Source organism: Sphingopyxis granuli NBRC 100800, from assembly GCF_001591045.1.
GTDB lineage: Bacteria > Pseudomonadota > Alphaproteobacteria > Sphingomonadales > Sphingomonadaceae > Sphingopyxis > Sphingopyxis granuli.
This window is the reverse complement of the sequence record NZ_BCUA01000026.1, coordinates 3,667-15,888: the sequence shown is the minus strand read 5'-3', so window position 1 is coordinate 15,888 and position 12,222 is coordinate 3,667. Positions and strand designations below refer to the sequence as shown.

Genomic DNA, 12,222 nt, shown 5'->3' with positions numbered 1-12,222 from the left:
GAGGCCGCCGATGTCGGAGGGCAGCGCGATGTCGAGCGACGCCGTATAGCTGCCGCCTTCGGCGAGCGGATCGGTGCGGCGATATTCGCCGATGACGATGTCGTCGCCGTTGCCGAGCACCGCGTCGGCGCTCAGGATCACCCGGTCGACCCAGCCGCCCTCGGCCGATGCCGGCGCGCCGGCATTGTCGACCCGCCAGCTCACCGTCATCGTCCCGCCGCCGATCGCGGTCGGCGGCGCGCCGACGTCGCCGACGCGCAGGTCGGCATAGACGCGCGCCGCGACGGGCGTCGTCAGCTGCGCGCTGTTGTTGCCTTCGGCGTTGCGGCCGTCGGCGACCTCGCGCACCGCATTGCCGCCGCCCCCGGCATTCTGGTCGGCATACAGGGTGACGCGGATCGACCCGACCGAGCGCGCGCCGTCGGGCAGCTTGAAGGTGAAGCTGCGCGCCCGCTCCGTCCCGGCGGCGAGCAGCATGTCGCTCGCGACCGCGGTATCGAGCAAAGTCTCGCCGGTGGTGATGTTCTGCACCAGCACCCGGTTGTTCCAGCCCGCCAGCGTCGCGGCATTGCCGATATTGGCCTCGGTCCAGCTCAGCGTGATGCTGTCGCCCGCCTGCGGGGCGGTGGCGTCGATCGCCATGTCGCGGATCACCAGATCGGGGGCCGAGGTGATCGTCAGCGCCGCCGCGTTGTTCGTCTCGCCGGTTCCGGCGTCGTTCGCCTCCGCGACCTGATCGAGGATATCGGTGGTGACGGTGAAGGTGAACTGGCCGTGCCCGATCAGCCCCTCGGGCCAGACGATGCTGTAGCTGCCGCTGCGCGACGCGCCCGCGTCGATCGGGGCCGCCGCGACGGTGGCGAGCAGCACCTGCTGCCCGCTCGACGCGTTGCGCACGACGATGCGCTCCGAAAAGGCGCCCGCGGTCGGCCGGTTGCCGCTGTTGGTGGTCGTCCAGTTGATCGTGACGGTATCGCCGGGTTTCCAGCCGCTCGCCGGTTCCACCGCGACCTGGCCGACGCTCAGGTCGATGAAGGGCGCGAGGATCGACTGGAATTCGACCGATGCCTCATTGTTGGTCTCGGCCGATCCCGAGGCATTCTCCTCCGCCACGGCGTTCGCGATATCGGTCGTCACGATCGCGACGATCCGGCCGACGCCGGCGTTGCCGGTCGGCAGGCTCACCGTCGTCTGGCGCTGGCGCGACGCGCCCGGCGCCAGGTCGCCGCCGTTGTCGGCTATTACGAAATTGCCGATGATCTGCCCGGTGTCGAGGTTGCGCAGGATCAGCCGGTCCGACCATGTCCCGGTCGCAGGCAGCGTGCCGTCGTTGCGCGTCTGCCACGCGACGGTGATCGTGCCGCCCGACTGGATCGCCCCCTCGCCGCTGACCGTGACGCCCTGCGGGATCAGGTCGGGGGCGGGACGCACCTCCAGCCCCGGAATCGGGATCGGCGCGGTTTCGGGGTTCTCGAAGACGTTGAAGCCATAGGTATAGACCGAACCGACGTCGCCGATATAGCCTTCGAGCAGCAGCGTGTAGGTGCCCGTGTCGGGCAGGACGTAGCTGTCGACGTCGTTGAAATAGCCGCTGAACAACTGCCGCCCGTTGGGCGCGATCAGCCGCCAATAGGCGCTGCCGCCCGACAGGGCCTGACGGTCGAAATAATAGCGTTCGCCGGCTTCGCCCTCGAAGCGGAACGCCTCGGTCTCCGATCCGGGGCTCAGCGTCCCCGTCACCGGCAGGCCGGGGGTGATCGGGGTCGCGGCGGCGAGATCGAGGACGCGCAGCGCATAGTCGCGCGCGGTCGTGCTGTTGTTGCGCACCCGCAGTTCATAGTCGCCCGCCGGGACGGCCAGCACCGGGTTGGCGGCGCCGACCGACGCGCCGTCGGAGCTCTGGAAGCCCTTGCTCGCCACCTCACCGCGCGGCCCGGTCAGCGTCCAGACGAGGCTGCCGTCGCTGGTCAGCGGATCGACGAGCAGCAATGCGCCTTCCGCCAGCGTGAAGCGATAGACATCCTCCTGCTGCGGCTGCGCGAACGTGCCCGAATGGGTTGCGCCGAGCGTCAGCGGCGCGACCTTGTCGACCAGCTTCGACACCTTGAACTGGACCGGCGCCGACGCGCCCGCGACGGTGACATGCCCCTCGACCACCAGCGTATAGGTGCCGGAACGCGTCAGCACGACCGGTCCCATGTCGCTGCTCGCGCCGGTGTTGTTGTAGACGATCTGGCGGCCCTGCGGGTCGATCAGCCGCCAGCGCCCCGTCGGCCCCGACGACAGATAGTCGAAGAACAGCTTGTCGCCGGCCTCGCCGACGAAATTATACAGGCCGGTGCTGTTGGCAGGTTCGAGCAGGCCGTCGATGACGGTATCGAGCGCGATCGCGGACGCCGACGCGAGGTCGAGCAGGCGGAAGGCATAATCGCCGGTGACGTCGTTGTTCGCCCACACCGTCAGCACATAGTCGCCCGCCGCGGCCAGGAAGGGCGTGGCGTCGGTGCGCGACTGCGAATCGCTGTTGGCGAAGGTGCGGTCCTGGATCGTCGTGCCCTGCGGCCCGGTCAGGCTCCAGCGGAAATTGCCGTTGCCCGTCAGGCTGTCGAACAGCAGCAGCGCATCCTGCGCCAGCGAGAAGCTGTAGCGCATCCGGTCGCCGGGCAGCGGCACCGTCCCCTGCGTCGTCGCGCCGACGGTCAGCGCCGCGTCGCGGTCGGTCATCGACACCAGGCGGAACGCCGTCGTCTGCGGTTCCGCATTGGCGATGCGCCCCTCGACCATCAGCGTGTAGCGGCCGGTCTCGGTCAGCTCGACCTGCGAATCCGACCCGATCGAGCGCGGGGTGAACACCGTGTTGCCGCGCGGGTCGATCAGCCGCCAATAGGGCAGCGTCGCGCCGCTCATATAGTCGAAGAACAGGCGCTCGCCCGCGGCTGCGTCGAAATGGAACAACTGGGTCATGTTGCCCGGATTCAGCGTCACCGACTGCTGCTCGCCCGGCGTCAGCGCCGCCGCCTGCGCCAGGTCGAGCAGGCGGAAGGCATAGCTGCCCGTCGCCGTCCCGGCCGAGATCGCCAGGCTGTAGGTCCCCGGCTGGAGCAGCATGACCGGATTGTCGCTGAAGTTCAGCGAATCCGACGCGGTGAACTGGCGCGCCGCCGGGGTCTGGCTCGGCCCGCTGATCTGCCAGCGGAAATTGCCGTTGTTGGTCAGCGGATCGAACACCACCGCGGTCGGCTGCGTGATCGTGAAGCTGTAGCGCTCGACCGCGCCGGTGCGCGCGATCGAACCGGTCACCGCCTCGCCGAACGGCACGGCGGGCATCGCCGTCGCCGCGGGGGTCATGGCGACGGCGATATTGTCGACGTCCTGATCGCCGGTCGAGGTGCCCTGCGAGGCGCTGAGCGCGACGCGCCCCGCCTCCAGCTCCATGCCGGGAATGAAATAGTCGGTGACGACCTCGATCGCGGTGCCGCCCTCGGCGGTCAGCCGGATGGTCAGCAGCGTGCCGCCGGCGGTGCGCGTCATCAGGATGCGCGCATGCGTCCAATCGCCGCTGGCCAGCGTCAGGCCGGGGCTGGCGATGTCGGTCAGCTTCACCCCGTTGTAATGGATCGACACATGGTTGGCGTTGACCTCGCCGTTGTTGGCGAAGCTGTCGAAGCCGATCCCCAGCGCCCCCGCGACATTGGGCTCGAGACCGCTCGACCCGCTGCGCGGGATCGTCGGCCCCGGGCCGCCGGCGCCGTAGAGCGCGACGGGCAGCCAGGCGAAGGCGATGCCGTCGGGGTCGGTCGCCTGCCCCGCGCGCCGCTCGATGCGGAAATCGAAGCCGACATCGACGACGTCCTGCCGTCCGCTGCCGGTCGCGGAGAAGAAGACGCTGTTGTGCGGATTGTTGTTCAGCGCGTCGGTCAGCCGCAGGAAATCATTCTCGCCGTCGCGCAGCACCTGCGCGGCCGCCCCCTGGTGATTGACCAGCACATAGGGCAGCCCGTCGGCGTCGAAATCCTGTCCGGTCGCTCCGTTGGCGGGCGGCTGCGCCGCGACGTCGAGCAGGAAGCTGTAGCTGAAATTGCTGCCTTCGGCGGCATAGCCTTCGACCAGCAGCGTGTAGGTGCCCGCCATCGCCGCGGTCATCAGCCCGCTGTCCTGCATGGAGGTCGGGCCGAACACGACCTGCCCCAGCGGATCGATCAGCCGCAGGCGATGATTGTAGTTGGGGCTGTTCAGCACATCGATGCCGAACCGCATCCCTTCCGTCGCCTCGAAACGATAGGCGGCCGTCTCGCGGCCCTGCGGCCCCAGATTGCCGGTCGTCCCCTGATTGGCAGTCAGCAACTCCGCCGCCGCGAGGTCGAGCAGGCGGAAGGCATAGGCGCCGGTGAACTGGCGATTGCCGTCGATGGTCAGCGTGTAGGCGCCGGCCGCAAGGTCGAGAACCGGGTTGCCGGTGAAATTCAGTCCGTCGCTCTGGTCGAAGCGGCGCGCCGACACGATCTGTCCGTCCGACCCCGCCAGCGACCAGTTGAGCTCGCCCTGATAGAGCAGCGAGTCGAAGACGAGCCGCGTCCGTTCGGTCAGCGTGAAGCTGTAGACGTCGCGCTCGCCGGGCTGCGAGATGGTGGAGGAAATTTGCGCGCCGATGGTCAGCGGCGCGGTCTGCACCGCCATCGGATAGATGATGAAATCATAGGCCGCGGCCAGCCCCTGATCGATGCGCCCCTCGATCAGCAGCGTATAGGTCCCGCTGAGCGCCAGAAGTTGCCCGTCGATGTCGGCCATCGACTGCTGGTTGAAGACGATGTTGCCGTTCGGGTCGATCAACCGCCAGCGCACGTCGCTCTTGACGCTCAGCACGTCGAAGAAGAAGGATTCGCCCGCATTGGCGGAAAAACGATGGATGGCGGTCGCGTTCGACGGGGTCAGCGACGCCGTCACGCGGCTCCCCATCGCCAGCGGCGCCGCATTGGCGAGGTCGAGCAGGCGGAAATTATAGTCGGCGACCGCATCGTCGATGCCGTCGATCGTCAGTTCATAGCGTCCCGCCGCGAGCGCCAGCACCGGGTTGCCGGTGAAGGTGAAGGAATCCGACTGGTCGAAGCGGCGTCCGTCGACGATCAGGTCGCCATCGGGGCCGGTCAGGCTCCAGCGCAGCCGACTGTTGTTGGTCAGGCTGTCGAACAGCGCCAGCGTCGTCTGGGTCAGCGTGAAGCTGTAGCGGTTCTCGGCGCCCGGCGTCGCGATGCGTCCCGTCACGCCATTGGGGTTGGTGCTGCGCAGCAGCGCGCCCGCGGGCAGGCTGGTCGAATCGAAATCGAGCGCGATCTTCAGGTCCGGCGTCCCGGCGGGGGGCGCCGATGCCATGTCGGCGGCAACCTCCGCCGCGCTGCGCGCGACGCCCCACAGGCGGAAGCTGTCGACCGCCCCTTCGATCGGGGCATAGATGGTCTCATCGTCATAATGGCCGATGTAGAAGGGGTCGGCGACGTCGACATTGTCGTTCAGGCGGATCTGCCGCGACGCGACTTCCTGGCCATTGACATAGAGTTTGAGCGTCCGGTTGTCGCGATCGACGACCATCGCCATGTGGACCCACTCGCCGGTCGGCACCACGCCGCTCGCGCTGGTGACGTCCTCGCGTCCGGAGGCATCGCGCACCGTCGCCCAGATCTGGCCGCTGCTGTTGACCGCCAGGCGATAGGGCGCGGTGTCGCCCAGCCCCTTCGACACCACGGGCATCCAGCTGCTGGTGAAGCGGTCGAGGAAGAACCAGCCCTCGATGGTCAAATTGCGGGTCAGGTCGACGTCGGGCCCGTCGGGCAGTTCGACATAATCGACCCCGCGCAGCTTCAGCGCGTTGCCGTCGACCCCGGCAACGACCGTCGGCGCATCCGGGTTCGGCCCTTCGAGCGTGATCGGCACCGGCGCGGTCTGCGCCATGTTATACACCGCCACGCGATAATCGACCGGCCAGTTCACGACCGCCGCGCGCATCTCCATCACCAGCGTATAGGTGCCGCCATAGGCGAGCACGCCGGTGTCGATGTCGCCGACCTGCACCGGACCGGAAATCTGCCGTCCGAAGGGGTCGAACAGGCGGAAGCTGGCGCGGCCCAGCGATCCGCCGAACTGCTGCAGGTCGATGAACAGCCGGTCCCCGGCCGCCGCGTCGATCCGCCACACGGCATTGTCGCGCGACCCGCTGGACCGCCCCGTCGCGACGCTACCCTGCGGCAGGACGGGCGCGGCTGCGACGTCGATCAGGCGAAAGGCATAGGCACCGGTGGCCGCGCCGGTGCCGTCGACGGTCACGGTATAGGTCCCCGGCCCGACCTCGATCAGCGGATTGCCGCTGCCATATTCGTGGCTTTCGCCGTTGCGCATGTTGCGCGCCGCCGAAACGCCGCCCGGTCCGGTGATGGTGACGGTCATCTGGCTGTTGTCGTGCAGCGCATCGAACAGCAGCATCTTCGGTTCGGCGACGGTGAAGCTGTAGGTGCGCGTATCGCCCGGCGTCGTCAGCCGCCCCTCGATCACCCCGTCCAGTCCCGCCAGGTCGCGCAGGACGGGAACATCCGCTCCCGACACCTGGTTGCGGACCGTGCCGCCCGCGATCGCGTCGAAATCCATCCGCAGCACGAGCCCGCCGGTGTCCGACGGCGCCCCGTCCATCCCGGCGAGAATATCTTCCGCCGACCGACCATGGTCCCAGATGCGCAATTCGTCGATAGCGCCTTCCAGCTTCTGATAGCTGTCGTTCTGTTCGGGGCCGGTGCCGATATAGAGCGGCGAGGCGGCGCTGCCGTTATGCGGCGCGGTGGGGACATTGGTGCGCGACGCGACCAGCACGCCGTTCAGATAGATGCGCATCTGCCCCGTGCTGCGCTCGATCACCGCGGCGACGTGCGTCCACTGTCCTTGCGGCACCGATCCGCTCGCCGTCTCCAGCGTGTCGTTGGCCGTCCCGCGATAGCTCGACAGGTGGACATAGCCGCTGCTGTTGTACCACAGCGTATAGCCGCGCCCGTCGGTCCCTTCGCCCTTGTAGATCAGCGGCGTCCAGCTGTCGGTCATCCGCTCGGGATTCAGCCAGAACTCGATCGTCAGATCCTCGCGCAGGTCGAGCGCGGGATCGTCGACCAATATCTGCTCGTGCGTCGTCATCGACAGCGCATTGCCGATCTTGCCGGGGCGCAGCAGCGACGGCTGCTCGACATTGCCGTCGAGCGCGATCGCCGTCGCGGCGGTCGTCGCCCGGTGCAGCGCAAAGCGATAATCGCGCGCCGTCGCGTCCCACACCCGCCCCTCGATCATCACGACATAGGTGCCTGCCTGATCGGCGGTGAATTCATAGTCCGCGACACCGGCCGGGGTGCGCGTCTGCGTTCCGTCGGGCCGGATGACCCTTATGGTCGCATTGCCGATGCCCAGTAGGTTCTGGAAATAATATCGCTCGCCCGCCGCCGCATCGAAACGGTACATGTCGGTCTCGCTCGACGGCTCCAGCCGCCCGCTGACGCTCTGCCCCAACGCCACCGGCGCCGCGTCCGCAAGATCGAGCAGGCGGAAGCTGGCGGGCGCGGTGCGATAGCCGTCCGCCTGCACGGCGATCTCATAGCTGCCGGGCGCCAGCGTCAGCACCCGCTCGCCCGACGCTTCGGAGGAATCGCTGTAATAGAAATCGGCGGAACTGATCGTCCCGGTCGCGCCGCGCAGCGCCCAGCGGATCGTCGAATCGTTGGTCAGCGAATCGAAATAGACGCGCGTCGTCTCGGTCAGCGTGAAGGTGAAGCGGTTGACCTCGGTCGGCCGCGCGATCGCGGTGCTGACCGTCTCGCCCAGCGCGATCGCCCGCGGCGCGGGATCGACCGGCCGGATCAGCGCAAAGCTGTAGGCGCTGCTTTCCGCCGTGTTGGTGGCGCGCCCTTCGACCAGCAGATAATGGCGCCCGGTGACCGCCGCGACCAGCGTCCGGTCGGCAAAGGTCAACGCCCCCGTCACCTCGTTGCCGAAGGAATCGACCAGGCGGATCGTGCTCGATGCCGGCACCGTCTGTGCGTCGAAGACGATGGTCTCGCCTGCGGAAAGGTCGAGCGCATAGACGTCGGTTTCGCTCGACGGCGCCAGCGCACCTGCGATCGTCGCGCCATCGGCGGCAAGCGGCGTCGCCGTCGCGGCAAGGTCGAGCAGGCGGAAGGCATAGGGGCCGACCGCCGCGCCGGTGCCGTCGATCAGCAGCTCATAGTCCCCGGCCGCGAGCATCAGCGGCGGGCGCGTGCCCTGAAAGGCGCCGTCGGCATCGCGCAGCGACGCCGAATAATCGATCCCGGGTCCTTTCAGGCGCCACGTCAGCGTCGTGCTGCCGGTGAAGCTGTCGAGGGCCAGCAGCCGCTCCGACGAAAGCTGGAAGCGATAGCGCTGGACGTCGCCCGCCGCCGCCAGAACGCCGTCGATCCGCGCGCCGAGCGTCAGGTCGAGCGGCGCGGGATCGCGCGGGCGGTTGAGGACAAAGGAATAATCGTCGTCGGCGGCGGTATTCGCCACCCGCCCCTCGATCAACAGGACATAGGTGCCGTCGACCGGCAGCACCAGTTCGCGGTCCGCGAAGCCCACGGGCCCGACGACCAGCCGGCCGAACGGATCGATCAGCCGGAAGCTGCCGCTGCTGAGCGCCGTCTGCGTATCGAGATAGAGCGTCTCGCCGGCGACGCCGGTGAAGCTGTACATGTCGGTCGCGCGCGAGGGCAGCAGCCGGCTCTCGACCAGCGCGCCGCCGGGCGTGATCGGCGTCGCCGCCGCCAGGTCGAGCAGCCGCATCGAATAGGCGCCGGCCGTGCCCGACACGCGCAACTGATAGGTTCCGCCCGCGGGAAGGTCGATCACCGCGCTGCCGCTGATGCTCGTGCCGTCGCTGGCGCTGAAGCTGCGACTGCTCACCTCGACGCCGTTCGGCCCCAGCAGCGTCCAAGTCTTGCCGCTGTCGTTGGTCAGCGAATCGAAAGTGAGCCGCGTCGGACCGGCGACGGTGAAGCGATGCAGCCCCGGCTCGCCGCCGGCGACCAGCGTGCCCGACAGCGTGTCGCCAAGCTGGAACAGCGCGCCGCCCGATATGTCGGGAAGCGCGACATGCTCGGTCAGGTTGACGCGGAAGCCATAGCCGATCGGCGCGGCTCCGACCCGCTGCTCGATCGCAAGCGTATAGGTGCCGGTGACGCGCAGATCGACGGTCGAGGTGCCATGGAGGTAGTTCGCGTTCGTCACCTGCCGCCCGAACGGATCGAACAGCCGCCAGCCGATGCTGTAGTCGCTCGATGTCGCATCGATCAGCCGTTCGAGCGTCACCTTGTCGCCCGCCGCGGCGTCGAAGCGATAGACGTTGCTCGTCCCCCCGGTCGCGAAGCTGCCGGTGACGTCGGCGTCGAGCGCGACCGGCTGGGCGTTCGCGGTGTCGATCAGGCGAAAAGCGTAATCGACCGCCTCGCCGGCGCTGCCGTCGACGATCAGGCTATAGGTGCCGGCGGGCAGGTCGAGCAGCGACGACAGGCCCGACGACAGGTCGAGCGAATCCGAATAGGCGAAGGCGCGCTGGTTCACCTCGGCGCCGCGCGGTCCGGTCAGCGTCCAGTGGAGGTCCCAGCGGCTGGTCAGCGAATCGAACAGCAGCCGCGCCGGCTGCGTCAGGGTGAAGGTCAGCGTGTGCCGCTCGCCGGGCTCGCGCCGCCCGGTAACGAGGGAATCGACGGCGATCGCGCGCGTCGGATCGGCGACCTTGACCATGCGCGCGGAAAAGGCGGCGGCACCGCCGTTGCCCACAACGCCTTCGACCGCGATCAGATAGGTGCCGTCCATCGGCAGATTGGCGAGGTTGAGGTCGGCCAGCGCCGTCGGCGCGACGAGTTGAGTCCCGTCCGGACGGTAGACGCGCACGGTCAGCGAAGCGCCGCTCTGGCTCGCGACGTCGAAATACCAATGCTCGCCCTTCGCCGCGGCGAAGCTGTAGAGCCGCGTTTCGGTCGCCGGCGCGCCGCCGGTCGCGGGCGAGCCGGAGGGCGAGGAATCGGCCGCGGTCCATCCGTCGGCCTCGTCGAACCGCCAATAGCCGACGAGCCCGCTCTCGCCGCCCGACAGCGGCGCCTGCGCGGCGGCGGCGATCTGGGCCGCCGAACGCGCCACGTCCCAGACGCGCACCTCGTCGATCGCCCCGTTCCACGGATAATAGGCCTGCGGGCCGCCGCCGATCACCAGCGGCGCGCCGCTGTGGCGGATCGCCTCGGCGAAGTCGCGCTCGGCGACCTGCAGGCCGTCGACGTAAAGCCGCATGACCGCGCCGTCATAGGTGGCGGCGACATGCACCCACCGCTCGCTCTCGATCGGCGCCTCGATATAGGCGTCGTACCAGTCGTTGAGATAGAAGCGGACCGTGTCGCCGATCCGCAGCAGGCCATAGCCGTCGTCCCACGACGTGCTCGACCCCTTGAACAGGATCGCCTGATAGGGGTCGCCGCCGAACACGATGATGCCGCCGTCGCCGTCGTCGACGGCCTCCGCGCTGCGCACCCACGCCTCCAGCGTCAGCGTCGCCGGGCGCAGCGCGTCCGAATCGGCGACGATCAGGTCCTTCTGCCGATTGACGTCCCAGCCGTGGTTGGCGGTCCCGGGCAACCCCGAATAGTCGAGCGGCGCGCCCTCGCCGCGCCCGATCGCGTCGCTCACCCCGCCGTCGCCGACCGCGCCCCCGAAGCCGGGCAGCGCCGTCACGTCCTGCGCCGCGCCCGCGTCGAGCACGCGGAAGGCAAAGTCGCCCCGCGCGTCGCTTCCGCCGCCGCCCACCGTCAGCCGGTAGCGCCCCGCGGGCAGCGCCAGCAGGGGCTGGCCCGAACTGCCTTCCGAATTGGAGAAATAGCGCCCGTCGACCACCGTGCCGCGCGGGCCGGCCAGGCTCCATTGAAAGCCGCGGTCGTCGCGCAGCGCGTCGAACAGCAGCCGCGTCTCACCCGCCAGATCGAAGATATAGGTGATCGTGTCGCCCGCGCCCTCGATCCGCCCGCGCACCAGTTCGCCCGGCGTCAGCGCGGCTTCGGTCGCGGTCACGCGCGACAGGATGAAGCCATAGTCGAACGCGGCGCTGTTGCTGTCCACCCCCTCGATCGCGAGCGTGTAGGTGCCGGTGCGGTCGAGCGCGAACATGCCCGAATCGTTGTAATAGTCCGGGCCGCGCACATATTCGCCGTCGGGACCGATCAGCCGCCAGCTCACCGTGCCGCCGGTCAGCGTCTGCCGGTCGAAGAAATAGCGTTCGCCGGCGACCGCGTCGAAGGCATAGAGGTCGGTGGCGCGCCCCTCGTTCTGCGCCGAAACCAGCGCGCCGGCCTGAATAGGCGCCGCATTGGCGATGTCGAGCAGGCGAAAGGCGAAGGCCCCCGTCGCGTCGCCGTCGCCATCGACGGTCAGCCGATAGTCGCCGGCGGCCAGGTCGAGGATGTTCGACCCGGAGATATCGATCGAATCCGACGCGCCGAAGGCACGGCCGTTGACGAGCGTGCCGTTCGGCCCGACCAGCGACCAGCGGATGTTCGACCGGTCGGTCAGCGAATCGAAATAGACCTTGCGCGCCTCGGTCAGCGTGAAGGTGAAGCTCTGCGTCGCGCCCGGCACGTCGAGCGAACCGGTGACCGGGGGCACGGCTGTCGGGGCCGACAAGGACAGAAGCGAGATCCCCTCGCCCTCGCCGTCCGCTCCGCCGAAAGTCGTCAGCGCGGCGGTAGTGCCCGGCGCGCCCGCCGATCCCGAGCCGCCGGAGCCGCCATGGGCATAAAAGCCGCTGGCCGTGTCGGCGCCGTCGACATCGAGCGCATAGCCGCCGACCCGCACCGAAAGCGCCGACATGTCGATGCCCGGCGCGATGCCGCCAATGCCGGTGCCGGCGCCGGCTCCGTCGAACGGCATCACGGTCAGGAACTTGGCGGAAGGCTCCATGCTGGCGACCAGCCCGGACGGAAGGCCAAGGCCGAGTCCGACGTCGATCGGCGCGACGTCGGCGGACAGCAGCAGGCGCGGCTCGAGCGCCTCGACCGACAGGCGGCTGGACAGGATCGACGATCGGCGCAGCGCCGCCTTGCGCTGTTCGGCGCGGATGCGCGCGGCCCCTTCCCCGAAGCTGAAGAGATTGGCGAGTGGGCGGCCAGGCGACGTTCCACGCCTAAAACCATTGAGCAT

At 68.8% G+C, this 12,222-nt stretch carries 1 protein-coding gene (only partly in view); it reads right to left on the bottom strand.

The window, feature by feature from the left end:
- Positions 1–12,222, bottom strand: the 5' end (the start) of a protein-coding gene (locus tag SGR02S_RS08390; protein ID WP_067107955.1) for a CARDB domain-containing protein. Its footprint begins 24,813 nt before the window's first position; the window shows 12,222 of its 37,035 coding nt (coding positions 1–12,222); the start codon lies at positions 12,220–12,222; its stop codon lies beyond the left edge, outside the window.